Annotated in this window: 18 protein-coding genes; 1 reads left to right on the forward strand and 17 read right to left on the reverse strand. The window is 30.8% G+C overall.

Translation table 11 applies throughout. The features are described from left to right. Window positions 1-57 precede the first annotated feature (57 nt). The 8 genes from frr to OIF33_RS02835 form a co-directional block, all read right to left on the reverse strand. Window positions 58-615, reverse strand: coding sequence for a ribosome recycling factor (frr, locus tag OIF33_RS02800; RefSeq protein ID WP_322502706.1), 558 nt, complete (start codon window positions 613-615; stop codon window positions 58-60). A gap of 11 nt (window positions 616-626) precedes the next feature. Next, complete coding sequence (pyrH, locus tag OIF33_RS02805) at window positions 627-1,340, reverse strand: UMP kinase (RefSeq protein WP_322502707.1); 714 nt, start codon at window positions 1,338-1,340, stop codon at window positions 627-629. Window positions 1,341-1,433: 93 nt separating this feature from the next. Beyond that, window positions 1,434-2,345: a translation elongation factor Ts gene (tsf, locus tag OIF33_RS02810; protein ID WP_322502708.1), complete on the reverse strand. Its 912-nt coding sequence runs from the start codon at window positions 2,343-2,345 to the stop codon at window positions 1,434-1,436. 79 nt (window positions 2,346-2,424) lie between these two features. Then, window positions 2,425-3,126 carry a 30S ribosomal protein S2 gene (rpsB, locus tag OIF33_RS02815; protein WP_322502709.1) on the reverse strand — a complete coding sequence of 234 codons (702 nt, stop codon included), beginning with the start codon at window positions 3,124-3,126 and terminating at the stop codon, window positions 2,425-2,427. A gap of 422 nt (window positions 3,127-3,548) precedes the next feature. Further along, window positions 3,549-4,325 carry a GTP-sensing pleiotropic transcriptional regulator CodY gene (gene codY, locus OIF33_RS02820; RefSeq protein ID WP_322502710.1) on the reverse strand — a complete coding sequence of 259 codons (777 nt, stop codon included), beginning with the start codon at window positions 4,323-4,325 and terminating at the stop codon, window positions 3,549-3,551. Between the two features lie 141 nt (window positions 4,326-4,466). Then, window positions 4,467-6,569, reverse strand: a complete 2,103-nt coding sequence (topA, locus tag OIF33_RS02825) for a type I DNA topoisomerase (RefSeq protein ID WP_322502711.1) — start codon at window positions 6,567-6,569, stop codon at window positions 4,467-4,469. A 44-nt stretch (window positions 6,570-6,613) separates the two neighbouring features. Beyond that, window positions 6,614-7,696: a DNA-processing protein DprA gene (gene dprA / locus OIF33_RS02830; protein WP_322502712.1), complete on the reverse strand. Its 1,083-nt coding sequence runs from the start codon at window positions 7,694-7,696 to the stop codon at window positions 6,614-6,616. Further along, entirely contained in the window at window positions 7,697-9,220 is a 1,524-nt protein-coding gene (locus OIF33_RS02835) for a YifB family Mg chelatase-like AAA ATPase (RefSeq protein ID WP_322502713.1), read from the reverse strand. A 124-nt stretch (window positions 9,221-9,344) separates the two neighbouring features. Between OIF33_RS02835 and OIF33_RS02840 the strand changes: the two genes are divergently transcribed. After that, window positions 9,345-9,713: a YraN family protein gene (locus OIF33_RS02840; RefSeq protein ID WP_322502714.1), complete on the forward strand. Its 369-nt coding sequence runs from the start codon at window positions 9,345-9,347 to the stop codon at window positions 9,711-9,713. Here the strand turns inward: OIF33_RS02840 and OIF33_RS02845 are convergent. The 9 genes from OIF33_RS02845 to OIF33_RS02885 all read right to left on the reverse strand — a co-directional run bounded on the left by OIF33_RS02845 (window position 9,708) and on the right by OIF33_RS02885 (window position 15,521). Next, entirely contained in the window at window positions 9,708-10,532 is an 825-nt protein-coding gene (locus OIF33_RS02845) for a ribonuclease HII (RefSeq protein ID WP_322502715.1), read from the reverse strand. The two genes, OIF33_RS02840 and OIF33_RS02845, sit on opposite strands and share 6 nt — an antisense overlap. A gap of 15 nt (window positions 10,533-10,547) precedes the next feature. Continuing rightward, window positions 10,548-11,393 carry a ribosome biogenesis GTPase YlqF gene (gene ylqF, locus OIF33_RS02850; RefSeq protein ID WP_322502716.1) on the reverse strand — a complete coding sequence of 282 codons (846 nt, stop codon included), beginning with the start codon at window positions 11,391-11,393 and terminating at the stop codon, window positions 10,548-10,550. A 146-nt stretch (window positions 11,394-11,539) separates the two neighbouring features. Next, window positions 11,540-11,887 carry a 50S ribosomal protein L19 gene (gene rplS / locus OIF33_RS02855; RefSeq protein WP_322502717.1) on the reverse strand — a complete coding sequence of 116 codons (348 nt, stop codon included), beginning with the start codon at window positions 11,885-11,887 and terminating at the stop codon, window positions 11,540-11,542. A 118-nt stretch (window positions 11,888-12,005) separates the two neighbouring features. Continuing rightward, a complete protein-coding gene (trmD, locus tag OIF33_RS02860) occupies window positions 12,006-12,716 on the reverse strand; it encodes a tRNA (guanosine(37)-N1)-methyltransferase TrmD (protein ID WP_322502718.1) in 711 nt (236 codons plus the stop codon). Next, entirely contained in the window at window positions 12,706-13,203 is a 498-nt protein-coding gene (gene rimM, locus OIF33_RS02865) for a ribosome maturation factor RimM (RefSeq protein ID WP_322502719.1), read from the reverse strand. Before rimM ends, trmD begins: the two co-directional genes overlap by 11 nt. 56 nt (window positions 13,204-13,259) lie before the next feature. Continuing rightward, window positions 13,260-13,487, reverse strand: coding sequence for a KH domain-containing protein (locus tag OIF33_RS02870; protein ID WP_322502720.1), 228 nt, complete (start codon window positions 13,485-13,487; stop codon window positions 13,260-13,262). A gap of 46 nt (window positions 13,488-13,533) precedes the next feature. Further along, window positions 13,534-13,779: a 30S ribosomal protein S16 gene (rpsP, locus tag OIF33_RS02875; RefSeq protein WP_003458442.1), complete on the reverse strand. Its 246-nt coding sequence runs from the start codon at window positions 13,777-13,779 to the stop codon at window positions 13,534-13,536. A 33-nt stretch (window positions 13,780-13,812) separates the two neighbouring features. Further along, window positions 13,813-15,171, reverse strand: a complete 1,359-nt coding sequence (gene ffh / locus OIF33_RS02880; RefSeq protein WP_322502721.1) for a signal recognition particle protein — start codon at window positions 15,169-15,171, stop codon at window positions 13,813-13,815. A gap of 11 nt (window positions 15,172-15,182) precedes the next feature. Further along, complete coding sequence (locus OIF33_RS02885) at window positions 15,183-15,521, reverse strand: putative DNA-binding protein (protein WP_322502722.1); 339 nt, start codon at window positions 15,519-15,521, stop codon at window positions 15,183-15,185. Between the last annotated feature and the right edge of the window lie 138 nt (window positions 15,522-15,659).

The following is a 15,659-nucleotide window of genomic DNA, read 5'->3' on the forward strand; positions in this document are numbered from 1 at the left end:
CCTTATAATACCAATTACAAAATAATAAAAACCTGCTAAAGAAGCAGGTTTTTAAAATTAAATTGACATAATTTCTTTTTCTTTAGCTGCTACTATATTATCTATTTCTTTAACGAATTTATCTGTTACTTTTTGAACGTCATCTTCGCCCTTTTTCATTTCATCTTCAGTAAGAGTTCCCTCTTTCTTTAAGTTCTTGATCTTATCATTTGCATCTTTTCTTATAGATCTTATAGCAACTTTAGCTTGTTCTCCAGCCTTTTTAACATTTTTAACTAAGTTTTTTCTTGTTTCTTCAGTTAATTCTGGAACTAAAAGTCTTATTATTGCACCATCATTATTAGGGTTTATTCCTAAGTCAGATTTTAATATAGCCTTTTCTATTTCTTTAAGCATTGGCTTTTCCCATGGTGTTACAACTAATAATCTTGGTTCTGGTGATGAAACGTTAGCCACTTGATTTAAAGGGCACATGCTTCCATAGTACTCAACTTGTATTCTATCTAACATAGTTGGGTTAGCTCTTCCTGCTTTCATTGTAGCTAACTCTGAATTTAAAGCACTTATAGTTTTATTCATTTTCTCTTCTAAATTTTTTAGAACATCTTTAATCATAAAAATCCTCCTTATTTCTTACTTACTATTGTTCCTATTTTCTCACCTAAAATAGCCCTTTTAATGTTTTCTGGCTGGTCTAAAGCGAAAACTAAGATAGGAATGTCATTGTCCATACAAAGTGATGTTGCTGTTGAATCCATTACCTGTAATCCTTGCTCAAGTACTTCTATATATGATAACTCATCATATTTTTTTGCATCATCGTATTTATGTGGATCTTTATCATAAACTCCGTCAACTTTCTTAGCTAATAATATTATATCAGCTTCAATTTCAGCTGCTCTTAAAGCTGCAGCTGTATCAGTTGAAAAATAAGGGTTTCCTGTTCCTGCTCCAAATATTACTACTCTGCCTTTTTCTAAGTGTCTCATAGCTCTTCTTCTGATGTATGGCTCTGCTATTTCTTTCATTTCTATAGCAGTTTGTACTCTAGTGTCAACACCTAAAGACTCTAATGAATCTTGAAGTGCTAATGCATTTATTGAAGTAGCTAGCATTCCCATATAGTCAGCAGTAGTTCTATCCATACCTTCTCCACTTCTACCTCTCCATATGTTTCCGCCACCTACAACAGCACCAACTTCTACGCCCATATCAACAAGCTCTTTTACAGCCTTCGCTATATTCATTGCTATGTTGAAATCTATTCCAAAGCCATTTTCTCCTGCTAAAGCTTCGCCTGATAACTTAAGCATAACTCTTTTGTATTTACAAGTTCCCATCTCAAACCTCCAAAACGCTGAAATTCTCTATTTTTGTTAATTTTTATGTCTATACTCTAAAAAAAAGAGAACACATTGTGTTCTCTTATGTTATTATTTTCCGCCCATTTTAGCTACTTCTTCAGCGAAGTTTTCTTCTTTCTTTTCGATACCTTCTCCTCTTTCGAATCTTACGAATTTGTTGATAGTTATCGGAGAACCTACTTCTTTAGATTTTTCTTGTAATAACTTAGATATTGACTTGTCGCCATCTTTTACCCAAGCTTGCTCTAAAAGACATACTTCTTTGCAGTACTTCTTAACTCTTCCCATTACCATCTTATCAACGATGTGCTCTGGTTTACCTTCGTTTAATGCTTGAGCTCTGTATATTTCTTTTTCTTTTTCTAAAGCTTCTTGATCAACATCAGCTTCTGATAAGAATAGTGGGTTAGCAGCAGCTATTTGCATACAAACATCTTTAGCAACTTCTGCTAATACAGGTGATGAAGCTTCGCATCCTAACTCAGCCATAACACCTATTCTTCCACCACCGTGGATGTAGCTTTGAATTAATCCGTTTTCAACAGCGAATCTTTCAAATCTTCTTACGCTCATGTTTTCACCGATTTTAGCTATTAACTCAGTTAAAACTTCTTGAACAGTTTTGTCTCCGTCTAACTTTTCTGCTAATAACTCTTCTACAGTTGTAACGTTTGAGTTAGCAACTAACTCTGCTACTCTTCCAGCGAATCCAATGAACTCTTCGTTTAAAGCAACGAAATCAGTTTCACAGTTGATTTCAACTATTGAACCTTTCTTCATGTCTTCTGATACATAAGTTTTAACGATACCTTCAGCGGCTACTCTTCCAGCTTTCTTAGCTGCAGCTGCTAATCCTTTTTCTCTTAAAACTTCAACTGCTTTTTCCATATCTCCATTTGTTTCAGTTAGCGCTTTTTTACAATCCATCATTCCTGCGCCAGTTTTTTCTCTTAACTCTTTAACTGCTTTAGCTGTTATCATTGAAATTCCTCCTGACTATTTAATTAAAAGGTAAATGAAGCAGAGAGCTTCATCTACCTTTTCAGTATTTATGTTAATATTACTCTGCTAATTGCTCGCCTTGTCTTCCTTCGATTACAGCGTCTGCCATTTTACCAGCTATTAATTTAACTGCTCTTATAGCATCGTCGTTTCCTGGAATTACGTAGTCAACTTCTTCTGGATCACAGTTAGTATCAACTATAGCTACTACTGGGATTCCTAATATTTTAGCTTCTGCTATTGCATTCTTTTCTTTTCTTGGGTCAACAACGAACATAGCTCCAACATTTGAAGCATCTAATTCTCTGATTCCACCTAAGTTTCTTTGTAATTTTTCTCTTTCAAGTTTTAACTTGATTACTTCTTTCTTAGGTAAAACGTCGAATGTTCCGTCTTCTTCCATTTCATTTAATTTGTTTAATCTGTTTATTCTTGTTTTTATAGTTGAGAAGTTAGTTAACATTCCTCCTAACCATCTGTGGTTAACGAAGTACATGTTTGATCTTTCAGCTTCTTCTTTAACAGCTTCTTGAGCTTGTTTCTTAGTTCCAACGAATATTACGTCTTTACCTGATTCTGATACTTCTCTTATAAAGTTGTAAGCTTCTTCAGCTTTCTTTACAGTTTTTTGTAAATCGATTATGTATATACCGTTTCTTTCTGTAAAGATGTAAGGAGCCATTTTAGGGTTCCATCTTCTTGTTTGATGTCCGAAATGAACACCAGCTTCTAATAATTGTTTCATTGAAATTACTGACATTATTGTTTCCTCCTCGATTGGTTATTTCCTCCACTATCTTCTTTACTATAAGCACTACCTAAAGTAGCACCGGCTTATAGATTCGATAATGTGTGTATTTTGTTACCTTTGATAGTATAACATAGGGTTATAAAAGTATCAATAAGATTTTTCAAAGTTTTTTATAAAATAAGAATTAATTGCCATCAGACTTTTAACCTAATTCAATTTTCCCTCAAATCGTCTATTAATATACTTAAAATAAACTATATATACTATAAATATAATAAAATTTCATTTATTCTTCTTAAATCACTTATGAAACTTTTAAACTAATATTAACATGTTAAATTTAATAGTTGTCTTTTTTAATTTATTATTTTATTAAAGTTTAATTATCTAAACAAAAAATAAGGAGATGCTTTACACATCTCCTTCTATTTCTATTTTATCTTCTTAAGTTCATCCATTAACTTTTCATTTAATATTTTTATGTGAGTACCTTTCATACCAAGACTTCTTGATTCTATAACTCCAGCACTCTCAAATTTTCTTAATGCATTTACTATAACCGATCTAGTTATTCCAACTTTATCAGCAATCTTAGAAGCTACTAATAATCCTTCGTCTCCATTTAACTCACTAAAAATATGTTCTACAGCTTCTAGCTCAGAATAAGATAAGGTTCCTATAGCTAACTGAACCACTGCTTTTTTACGTGCTTCTTCTTCTATTTCTCCTTGTCTAGCTCTTAAAAGCTCCATTCCAACTATTGTAGCACTATATTCTGCTAAAACTAAGTCATCCTCATTAAACTCTTCACCAAATCTAGCTAATAATAAAGTTCCTAATCTCTCTCCATTACCCACTATAGGAACAATAGTTGATATTTTCTTAGAGATTAAACATTCTCCTACCCCTTCAAAAACACAAATACCTTTATTAGATATGTTAGCAATTGTATCTTGAATGTTTATTAATTTATTATTGTAGTCTTCTGGGAACTTTCTATCAACAACAACTTTTTCTTTCATTATGTCACATTCAAATTTTTCTGAGAAAGAATAACCTAATATTCTTCCTTTTTTCCCTACTAAATACACATTACATAACATAACATCGCTTAATAATTCGCATATATCTCCAAAAGCTATAGCTTCAGTACCTGATTTTTGTAAAATCTTATTTAATCTTCTAGTTTTACTAAGTAGTGTCGACATTATATCCTCCTCGCACTATTTTACAAAAGATGTAAATTTCAGAATTTTTAAAATATTCTAATAATAAACCTATTATTTAAATATTAACATAGTACATACTTCATTTCAACCAGTATTCGTGGTAAAGATAATGCCTAAAAACTACTTTTCTGAGTTATTTTCATCGTTGTTTTTTTCAATTATTTTCTCATGTTTACATTCTTTATTGCTACACTGTAGATATTCACCTTTGCTCTTTGAATATCTCTTAACCATATATGAACCGCATTCTGAACATTTTTCATTTGTTGGTTCGTACCAGCTTACAAAATTACATTCTGGATAGTTACTACATCCATAGAATCTATTTCCTTTTTTACTTCTCTTAACTAAGATCTTTCCTCCACATAATGGACAGTTTGCATCAACCTCTTCAACTATAGGTTTTGTATTTTGACATTCTGGATATCCAGGACAAGCTAAAAAGTCTCCGAATCTTCCATGTTTTATAACCATAAGTCTTCCACACTTATCACAAGGAACATCACTTACTTTGTCTTCTATTATAACCTTAGATATTTCTTTTTCAGCCTTATCTATATCTTCTTTTAATGGCGTAAAGAATTCATCAACTATATGAGTCCAACTTTCTTTTCCTGCTTCAACATTATCAAGCTTAACTTCCATTTCTGCTGTAAAATCAGTATCTACTATTTGTTTAAAATAATTTGAAAGTATATCATTTACTATGAATCCTAATTCTGTTGGAATAAGAATCTTTTTTTCTCTCTCTACATACTTTCTACTTATTAATGTAGATATTGTTGGAACATAAGTACTTGGTCTTCCTATGCCTTTTTCTTCTAGAAGCTTAACAAAGGCTGCCTCTGAATATCTAGCTGGCGGTTGAGTGAAATGTTGCTTTCCTTCAACTGATTCCTCTTTTAAAACTTCATTTTCTTCTAATTCAGGTAAAAGAACTGATTCTTCCTCTTCTCCAGAAATATATTCATATACTTTCATAAAGCCATCAAATTTTATTGTAGAACCACTTGCTCTTAAAGTGTAATCTCCATTTTTTATTTCTAAGCTATTAGTATTTAATATGCATGTAGCCATTTGGCTTGCAATGAATCTCTTCCATATTAAAGCATATAATTTATATTGATCATTACTTAAATTTGCTTTAGCAACTTCTGGTGTTATTTCAACATATGTAGGTCTTATTGCCTCATGGGCATCTTGTATATTCTTCTTTCCTTTATATACTCTTGGCTCACTTGGAACATACTCTTTTCCATATGTCTCGTTTATAAAGTTAAGTGCTTTTTCTTGAGCCTCATTTGAGATTCTAACAGAGTCAGTTCTCATGTAAGTTATTAAACCTACAGTTCCGAACTTCTTAACTTCTACCCCTTCATAAAGTTGTTGGGCAACAGACATTGTTTTCTTTGTCATAAAATTAAGCTTTTTACTAGCTTCCTGTTGAAGTGTACTTGTAGTAAATGGTGCTAAAGGATTTTTATTTTTAGTTCCTTTTTTTATCTTACTTACTACATATTCATTTTCTTTTAATTCATCTATTATTTGGTCTGCTTGATCTTTATTTTTTATTTCTAATTTTTTCTTATTTTTAGTTGTTAACTTAACAGGGAAAGATTTTTTTCCTTTTTTAAGTTTAACATCAACAGTCCAATATTCTTCTGGATTGAACTTTTTTATTTCTTCTTCTCTATCACATATAAGTTTTAATGCTGCTGATTGAACTCTTCCAGCACTTAATCCCCATTTTACATTTCTCCATAAAAGTGGACTTATTTCATATCCAACCAATCTATCTAGTACTCTTCTTGCTTGTTGAGCATCTACTAAATTAGAATTTATTTTTCTTGGATGCTTTATTGAGTTTTTTACAGCATCCTTTGTTATTTCGTTAAATTCTATTCTGCAATTTTCACTTTCATCTATCTTAAGTACATTAGCTAAATGCCAAGATATTGCTTCACCCTCTCTATCGGGGTCAGTTGCAAGATATATCTTATCACTTTTTTTAGCTAACTTTCTAAGTTTACTTAGAAGTTCACCTTTTCCTCTTATTGTTATATATTTTGGATTATAATCATTTTCTATATCAACGCCTAATTGGCTTTTTGGCAAATCTCTCACATGTCCCATTGATGCTTCGACTACATAGTTTTTACCTAAGTATTTTTCTATTGTTTTAGCCTTAGCTGGTGACTCAACAATTACTAATTTTTGACCCATCGTAAACTCTGAATTAACTTCAGAGTGTTCACCCCCTCAAACTATCATATTATTTTTGTATAATAATCTCCTGGTATAACTTCTATTTTATTTTCAAATTGCAATTCACATAATAACTCATATATTATAGATGTGTCAATATTTGTTACTCTTATAATATCATCTATATGTAGAATATTATTATCTAATATGCTTAAAAGCAACTGGTTAATCTCCGAATTTTCTTCCTTTTTACCAACTTTATTACATTTTCCTTCTTTTTTTATCTTAAAAGGAATAGAATTCAACAAATCGCCTACATTAGTGAATATACCTGCACCATCTTTTATAAGATTATTGCATCCTTTACTCTGAAGTGAAAATACATCTCCAGGTACTGCAAAAACATCTTTTCCTTGATTTATAGCGTAATTTGCAGTTATTAAAGAACCACTTTTCTCTCCAGCTTGAACAACTATAACAGCATCAGACAAACCACTTATTATTCTATTTCTTCTAGGAAAGTTATATTTAAGAGGTGGTGTATCAGGGAAAAATTCGCTAACTATACATCCATTTTTAATTATTTTCTTATACAATTCTCTGTTATAAACAGGATAATCTAAATTTATTCCACAACCAAAGACAGCAACATTGTAGAAATTTCCATCAACACATTTTTTATGCGCCTCAGTATCTACTCCAAAGGCTCCTCCACTTACTATACCAACACCTACCCTCCCTAAACTAGCACTTATAAGTTGGGTGCATCTTTTTCCATATTGATCACACTTTCTTGAACCAACAATGGCTACATTAGTATTTTCAGCCTTTTCTAAGTCTCCTTTATAAAAAAGAATATATGGAGCTTCATCTATGTTTTTTAATCTCTCAGGATATTCTTTATCTAAGTATGTTACTATTTTATAGTCTTTCTTATTTATATCATTAATTATCCTACTATTCAAATCAACATTAATGTCATTTTTAAATTTACCAGCGCATTTAATTCCAGTTTTCTCTATATCTTTTCTATGTATGTATATATTTTCTTCATTTCCTAATTGATTTAAGAGTTCTATCTTTATATTGTTTGAAATATTCAAGTTTCCAAACCATATTTTATAATTCAAATCAATCTCTTTCATCTATATAACCTCACCCTCTAAATTCTTTCTATAATTAAGAGCTTCATATATATTAGCTTTACTAATATCTTCATTTGCATTAATATCTGCTATGGTTCTAGAAATTTTTATAATTCTATCTAAGGCTCTACCACTTAAAGAAAACCTTGTATATATATTATTTAAAACTTCATGACACTCTTCATTTAACTTTATAAGACTTTGTATATGACTATGTTTCATCTGAGAATTATAGCTTATATCATACTCTCTAAATCTAAGTTCTTGCTTTTCCCTCGCATTCTTAATCTTATTTCTTATTTCCTCAATACCTTCTTTTTCATTCTTTGAATTAAGTTCTTCGTATGAAGCATACCTAACAGAAGTAAAAATATCAATTCTATCTAACATCGCCTTAGAAAGTCTATTTCTATATTTAATCCTTTCATACTCACTGCAAGTACAAATACGTCCCTCATACCCACTTAAATAATTTCCACAAGGACATGGATTAAAAGCACCTATTAACATAACTTCTGCTGGGTAAGTTACGCTTCCTATATTTCTTGATATAGTTATTTCTCCATTTTCCATAGGTTCTCTTAAACATTCTAAAGTTCTTCTATCAAACTCTAGAAGTTCATCTAAAAATAAAATTCCATTATGAGCTAAGGTAACCTCTCCTACTCTTAAATCCCTTCCACCTCCAATAAGTGATACTCTAGTGGCTGTATGATGTGGACTTCTAAAAGGTCTCTCAATTTTTCCTTCTTTATTATTTAAAAGTCCTGAAACACTATATATTCTTGTTGTTTCTAACATTTCTTTTTCATTTAATTCAGGCAATATAGATTTAACTCCCTTAGCTAACATGGTTTTACCTGATCCTGGTGGTCCTTGAAGAATTACATTATGATTCCCTGAAGCAGCAATTGTTAATGCTCTTTTAGCACTTTCTTGTCCACAGATTTCATTAAATAAATTATCTTCTCTTTCAAAAAAGTTCTTTCTATTTTTTTCATAAGGCATAACATCTTCATAAGTTAAAAATCCAACTACCTCTTTTAAGTGAGAAAACCCATATAAGCTAATATTATTTACATAAGAACACTCACTTAAATTTTCTATTGGCATAATAAATTTATCATTATTATTCTCAACTGCTGATATTACAGAACACAATGCCCCTTTAATACCTCTTATGTGGCCATCTAATGATAACTCCCCTAAATAAACTGTATTTTCTACAAACTTTTTATCAACTTGCCCACTTTCCATTAATATTGCTAAGGCTATAGGCAAATCAAATCCAGTTCCTACCTTTCTCAAGTTACCTGGGGCTAAATTAACAGTTATTCGTCCTAGTGGAAATTCATATCCACTATTTACAATAGCTGCTCTCACCCTCTCCTTCGCTTCTCTAACAGAAGTATCAGCTAATCCTACTAAGGTAAAACTAGGCAACCCCTTACTTATATCTACTTCTATATTAACAATTACTCCTTCTATTCCCACTAAAGTTGAACTTATTAAACTAACAGACATATAACCCACCTTCTTAAAAAGATTTTCAAGAATCATACTGTCCATAAAAAAACTTTTTAAACATTAAACCTATTAAGTGATTAAATTAATGTTTCATTGTTAAAAATTTAGATGAGGTGATTCAATGAAAAAATATAACAAATCAATAGGTTCGTATGGCGAAGAAATCAGTGTGGATTTTTTGAAAAAAGATGGTTATTCAATTTTAGAAAAAAATTTTAATTGTTCCTCTGGGGAAATTGATATAATAGCTCTTAGAAATGAAATTTTATCTTTTATAGAAGTAAAAAGCAGGTTTACTAAGTCTTTTGGAAATCCAAAAGAATCAGTAACCTGCCATAAACAACGTAGAATAATAGCTGCTTCAAAATATTATCTGCACCTAAAAAAACTCTACAATTATTATATTAGATTTGATGTTATTGAAATTAATTTTAATTTTGATGGTTCTGAATATGAATTAAACTTTTTAAAGGATGCCTTTAGATTATAACTCTAAAATATTTTTTAAAAAGCTCATTCTATGTATATCAGTAGGACCATATTCCTTTAAGGCATCTACATGAGTTTTAGTTCCATACCCAACATTTTTCTCAAAATCATATTGTGGATATTTTTTATGATATTCCTTCATAATATTATCTCTATAAACTTTTGCAATTATTGAAGCACAAGCTATACAAGCACTCTTTGTATCACCTTTTATAACATGCTTATTCTCACCATTAAAGTTCTTTATTAAATATCCATCAGAAAGAACTAAATCCGGTTTTATACTTAGTCCTTCACAGGCCTTTATAAATACTTCATTATTGCAATATCCTATACCTTTTTCATCTATTTCATTACTATCACACATAGAAATAGAATAGCTTAATGCTTTTTCTTTTATGATTTCACTTAACTCTTCCCTTTTATGTTCTGATAATTTCTTAGAGTCATTTATGTAGAGAATTATATCATCTAAATCGTTAGAATCTAATATTACTGCTGCTGAAACTATAGGCCCTGCTAAAGGTCCTCTTCCAACCTCATCTACTCCAGCTACATGAGTATAATCTCCAAAACTCTTATCAAAAAGATACATGTTTTTAACCCTATCTTCTTCTTTAATAAGATTATTTAAGTTTTTCTCTAGTCTGGTACCTAAAGATGATACATTCTTTCTTTTATCCTCTTTTAATAAATCAGCAAGTTCTTTTATTTGAGCTTTATTGTCTTTATTTACTTCTAACTCTTTTACTAAATCACTTACCACTTTAAAAGAGTATGAATTTAAATTTTCTTTCATATCTTTTATTAAATTATCCATAATAAACCCTGCTTCCTATTCTGGTTTTTCTAAAGATATTTTCCCTATTTTTCCGCCTCTAAATTCATCTAAGATTATTCCTGCAATTCTATTGTAGTCTATTTGATTGCCTGACATTATAGCTCCTCTTTTTCTAGCTATAGAATCTAAGTTATCTAATGGATTTTCTTGAAGCTCCGTAAGCTTATATCTAGTCATTAAAGCTTCTGGATTTGTCTCTTGAAGTCTTTCAACTAGTTTAAGTGCTAATTCTTCAGTATCCATTATTTCGTCCTTTATAGCCCCAGTGAAAGCTAAGTTTAACCCAACAATTTCATCTTCAAATTTAGGCCATAAAACTCCTGGTGTATCCATAAGTTCTATTCCTAACTTAGTTTTTATCCATTGTTTATTCTTAGTAACACCTGGTCTATCTCCAGTTTTAGCTATATTGTTTTTAGCCATTTTATTTATGAATGTTGATTTACCTACATTAGGAATTCCAACAACCATAACTCTAGTAGTTATTTTAACTAATCCCTTAGCTCTTAATCTATCATGTTTTTCTTTTAATAATTTTAAAAGAGCAGGTTTTATAGCATTTAATCCTTCCCCTTTTAAAGCGTTTACTTCTAAAACAACCGTTTCATTGTTAGTTAAGCTTTCCTTCCAAGCCTTAGTAACTTTAGGATCTGTTAAATCACTCTTATTAAGAAGTATTACTCTAGGCTTTCCAGCACATAATGTATCTATATCTGGGTTTTTAGAAGACTTAGGTATTCTAGCATCTCTAATCTCTATAACAGCATCTACAAGCTTTAAATTGTTCTGTATTTCTCTCTTCGTTTTGACCATATGGCCAGGGAACCAGTTTATTGCCATAATAAATCACCCTTCCATTTTTTATTTTAGGTTATATCTAATATATTATCTTAAACAAATTAAATCAATATTGTTTAATGTAAAATTCTAATATTTTTATACAAACAAAAAATGGGACTATTCACTAGTCCCAGTTTATGTTTAAATTATCTAGTTAACTCTTTAACTTTAGCAGCTTTACCTACTCTGTCTCTTAAGTAGAATAATTTAGCTCTTCTTACTTTACCTCTTCTTACAACATCAATCTTATCGATGATTGGAGCATTCATTGGGAAAGTTCTTTCAACACCTACACCGTAAGCAACTCTTCTTACTGTGAAAGTTTCTCTTAATCCACCGTTTTGTTTCTTTATAACAGTACCTTCGAATACTTGGATTCTTTCTCTGTTACCTTCTTTAATTCTAACGTGAACTTTTATAGTGTCACCTATGTTGAATTGAGTTAAATCTTCTCTGATTTGTTCTTTTTCTATAGCTCTTATGATTTCGTTCATTGTGCATTCCTCCTTAATATCTAAAAATTTTGACGTTCTTAACACACTCTGTGACAGAGGACCGCCGGTACTAGCACGAAGTTTATTCTATCATACTTGTATTCTTTAATCAATATATTTATTTTGATTTTAATAATTTTATATCTTCTTTTGAAAGTTTTATTTTTTCAAACATATCAGGTCTTCTTTCCTTTGTTATAAGAAGGGACTGCTTCCTTCTCCACTTTCTTATATTTTCATGATGACCTGACATAAGAACATCTGGTACTTTTTCCCCTTCAAACTCAATTGGTCTAGTGTATTGTGGGTATTCTAAAGTTCCATCATAGTAACTTTCATCTTGGAAGCTCTCTTCACTTCCTAAAACTCCTGGGACTAATCTAGCTATACTATCAACAACAGGGATACATGCCATTTCTCCACCTGTTAATACAAAATCTCCAAGAGAAATTTCTAAATCAAAATATTTGTAAACTCTTTGATCTATTCCCTCATAATGTCCACAGACAAAAATAAGATTATCTTCTTTAGAAAGCTCCTTAGCCATCTCTTGGTTAAAAGTTTTTCCTCTTGGTCCTAAGAATATAACTTTACCCTTATTATTTTCTTTAACAGCCTTTATAGCATCTACAACTGGCTGAGGAGTCATAACCATTCCTGCTCCTCCACCATAAGGATAGTCATCAACCTTTTTATGCTTATTTAAAGTATAATCTCTTATATTTATTGTTTCTATATGTAGAAAACCATTTTCTTGAGCTCTTCCTATTATGCTATGTTTAAATATATCAAACATATCTGGGAAAAGGGTAAGAATATTAATCTTCATATTGCCACTCTCCAGAAGGCCTAATAGTTATTAATTTTTCATCCATATTAATATCTAAAACTATGTCCTTTAAAACTGGAACTAAAATCTCTTTATTTCCTTGAACCCAATAAACATCATTACTTGGAGTTTGTATAACATCTTTGATTTTTCCGTATTCAAATCCTTCTGTATCAACAACAGTGCATCCAATTAAATCAACTATGAAATATTCATCTTCTTCAAGTTCTATAGCATCTTCACGTTCTATTTCTAAATAAGTTCTTTTTAATTTTTCAGCTTCCTCTATTGAGTTTATTCCTTCTAATTTAAGTATAACTTTATCTTTAAAGTATTTTACGCCCTCTACTTTAACCTTTTTCCCTTTTAAGATAACATACTCTAAGTAATCAAATCTTCTCATGTCATCAGTTAGAGGCATAACTTTCATTTCTCCTCTTAATCCATGAGTGTTTATTATTTCACCAACTACTAATAAATCGTCCATTACTACACCCCTTTTCTGTATATAAAAGAAGAGTTAGGTATTCCCCTAACTCTTTTTTAAATGATCTCTACTACAACTTTTTTATTTTCTTTAATTGCAGCAGCTTTCACTACTGTTCTAATAGCCTTGGCAATTCTACCTTGCTTTCCAATAACTTTTCCCATATCTTCAGGTGATACCTTTAGTTCTAATATGATTGATTGCTCGCCTGTGATCTCATTTACATGAACATCTTCAGGTTTATCTACTAGTGACTTAGCAAGTATTTCAACTAATTCTTTCATATTACCCTACTTAATAAATTAAGTAGATCCACCTCCCTAAGGAAAATTATTTTATACCAGCTTGGTTGAATAACTTTTTAACTATATCAGTTGGTTGAGCACCATTTCCTAACCACTTAGCAGCCTTTTCAGCGTCTATTTTAACTTCAGCTTCTGGCTTAGCGATTGGGTTGTAGTATCCTATTTCTTCGATGAATCTTCCGTCTCTTGGACTTCTTGAATCAGCAACAACTACTCTGTAGAAAGGAGCTTTATGAGCACCCATTCTTCTTAATCTTATTTTAACTGCCATTACATTTTCACCTCCTTCAAAAGTGTGTTCAATTTATTTCATAAAAGGAAGTTTATTTAAAAATCCCTTTTTATTAACATTTTTTTGGAATGATTTCATTTGCTTCATTTGCTTTTTCATCATTTCATAGCCTTTTAAGACCTTATTTACCTCTTGTACTGTAGTACCAGAGCCTTTAGCTATTCTTCTTTTTCTTGAACCATTTCCTATAACTAAAGATGGATGTTTTCTTTCTTTAGATGTCATTGACTGTATGATTGCTTTAACTGAAGCCATTTGTTTTTCTCCTTGAGAAAAGTCAATACCTTCAAGTTCTTTTGAATTCACACCAGGAATCATTTCTATAAGTTTATTTATAGGTCCAAGCTTTTTCATTTGATCCATAGCTGATAAGTAATCATCAAAGTTAAATTCTTGACTTAACATCTTTTCACTTAACTTAGTTGCTTCTTCCTCATCAATAGCTTGCTGAGCTTTTTCTATTAAAGAAAGTACATCTCCCATACCTAATATTCTTGAAGCCATTCTGTCTGGGTGGAATACTTCGATATCACTCATCTTTTCTCCAACACCAACGAACTTTATTGATTTACCAGTAATGTCTCTTATTGAAAGAGCAGCACCACCTCTTGTATCACCATCTAGCTTTGTTAATATTATTCCTGAAAGATCTAATGAATTATTAAATGTCTCAGCTACATTTACAGCATCTTGACCTGTCATAGCATCTACAACTAATAATATTTCACTAGGATTTGAAACTTCCTTAACATCTTTTAACTCTTGCATTAAATCTTCATCTATATGAAGTCTACCAGCGGTATCTATGATAACAACATTATTTCCATTATCTTTAGCATGTTCTATTGCTGCTTTAGCAATATCAACTGCCTTAACCTTATCTCCCATTGAGAATACTGGTATATCTATTTGTTTTCCTACAACTTGTAATTGCTTTATAGCCGCAGGTCTATATATATCACAAGCCACAAGTAATGGCTTTTTGTTTTTCTTTCTTAAATGTAATGCAAGTTTTCCTGCCATAGTAGTTTTACCTGCACCTTGAAGACCTACTAACATGAACACTGTTGGTCCATTATCTGAGTACTTTAACTTGCTCTCAGTTTCACCCATAAGAGTTGTTAGTTCTTCATTAACTATCTTAATAACCTGTTGACCTGGAGTTAAACTATTTAATACTTCCTCACCAACACATTTATCTTTAACACTTGATATAAACTTTTTTACCACTTTGAAGTTAACATCAGCTTCTAAAAGAGCGAGCTTTACTTCTCTCATGGCTTCTTTTATATCTTTTTCTGTTAGCTTTCCTTTACCCTTTAACTTTTTAAGCGTATCTTGTAATTTAGACGCTAAACCATCAAAAGCCATGCTTAACCCTCCTAAGCGTTTATAATTTCCTCCAACTTTTCATTTATATATTTTTTAATATCATCATTCAAATTGAAGTTCTTATTTAATTCTGCCATAAGCTCCTCTTTAATTCTATACCTTTTATCATATTTTTTTGATAATTGTAATTTTTCATCATAAGAGTGTAGTTGCTTACAGCATCTCTTTATCAAATCATAAATTGCTTGCCTACTGGTTTTATTAATTTCAGCAATTTCTGCTAATGACAAATCTTCATTATAATAAAGGGTCATAACATTAAACTGCTTTTCCGTAAGCAATATTCCATAGTAATCTATTAACATTGATATTTCAAATCTATTTTCCATATAACCACCTTGCTCACGAATAAGATAATAACAAATATTTTTATAAGTGTCAAGTATTTTTACTTAACACCTATAATTTTTCATATTATCCCCATAAAGCTAGATAATTACTACTTCTCAATATAAATAAACTACAGT

The sequence above is a fragment of the Clostridium sp. LIBA-8841 genome, assembly GCF_034439435.1.
Lineage (GTDB): Bacteria > Bacillota > Clostridia > Clostridiales > Clostridiaceae > Sarcina.

What these genes read in the sequence shown, in the direction of transcription:
- rpsP (WP_003458442.1), bottom strand. Translation starts at nt 13,779, where the DNA reads ATGGCAGTTAAAATAAGATTAAGAAGAATGGGTGCTCATAAAGCTCCT.
- tsf (WP_322502708.1), bottom strand. Translation starts at nt 2,345, where the DNA reads ATGATAACAGCTAAAGCAGTTAAAGAGTTAAGAGAAAAAACTGGCGCA.
- pyrH (WP_322502707.1), bottom strand. Translation starts at nt 1,340, where the DNA reads ATGGGAACTTGTAAATACAAAAGAGTTATGCTTAAGTTATCAGGCGAA.
- trmD (WP_322502718.1), bottom strand. Translation starts at nt 12,716, where the DNA reads ATGAAGATTAATATTCTTACCCTTTTCCCAGATATGTTTGATATATTT.
- rplS (WP_322502717.1), bottom strand. Translation starts at nt 11,887, where the DNA reads ATGAACGAAATCATAAGAGCTATAGAAAAAGAACAAATCAGAGAAGAT.
- codY (WP_322502710.1), bottom strand. Translation starts at nt 4,325, where the DNA reads ATGTCGACACTACTTAGTAAAACTAGAAGATTAAATAAGATTTTACAA.
- rimM (WP_322502719.1), bottom strand. Translation starts at nt 13,203, where the DNA reads ATGGACGATTTATTAGTAGTTGGTGAAATAATAAACACTCATGGATTA.
- topA (WP_322502711.1), bottom strand. Translation starts at nt 6,569, where the DNA reads ATGGGTCAAAAATTAGTAATTGTTGAGTCACCAGCTAAGGCTAAAACA.
- frr (WP_322502706.1), bottom strand. Translation starts at nt 615, where the DNA reads ATGATTAAAGATGTTCTAAAAAATTTAGAAGAGAAAATGAATAAAACT.
- ylqF (WP_322502716.1), bottom strand. Translation starts at nt 11,393, where the DNA reads ATGGCAATAAACTGGTTCCCTGGCCATATGGTCAAAACGAAGAGAGAA.
- dprA (WP_322502712.1), bottom strand. Translation starts at nt 7,696, where the DNA reads ATGAAAGAGATTGATTTGAATTATAAAATATGGTTTGGAAACTTGAAT.
- OIF33_RS02840 (WP_322502714.1), top strand. Translation starts at nt 9,345, where the DNA reads ATGAAAAAATATAACAAATCAATAGGTTCGTATGGCGAAGAAATCAGT.
- ffh (WP_322502721.1), bottom strand. Translation starts at nt 15,171, where the DNA reads ATGGCTTTTGATGGTTTAGCGTCTAAATTACAAGATACGCTTAAAAAG.
- OIF33_RS02870 (WP_322502720.1), bottom strand. Translation starts at nt 13,487, where the DNA reads ATGAAAGAATTAGTTGAAATACTTGCTAAGTCACTAGTAGATAAACCT.
- OIF33_RS02835 (WP_322502713.1), bottom strand. Translation starts at nt 9,220, where the DNA reads ATGTCTGTTAGTTTAATAAGTTCAACTTTAGTGGGAATAGAAGGAGTA.
- rpsB (WP_322502709.1), bottom strand. Translation starts at nt 3,126, where the DNA reads ATGTCAGTAATTTCAATGAAACAATTATTAGAAGCTGGTGTTCATTTC.
- OIF33_RS02885 (WP_322502722.1), bottom strand. Translation starts at nt 15,521, where the DNA reads ATGGAAAATAGATTTGAAATATCAATGTTAATAGATTACTATGGAATA.
- OIF33_RS02845 (WP_322502715.1), bottom strand. Translation starts at nt 10,532, where the DNA reads ATGGATAATTTAATAAAAGATATGAAAGAAAATTTAAATTCATACTCT.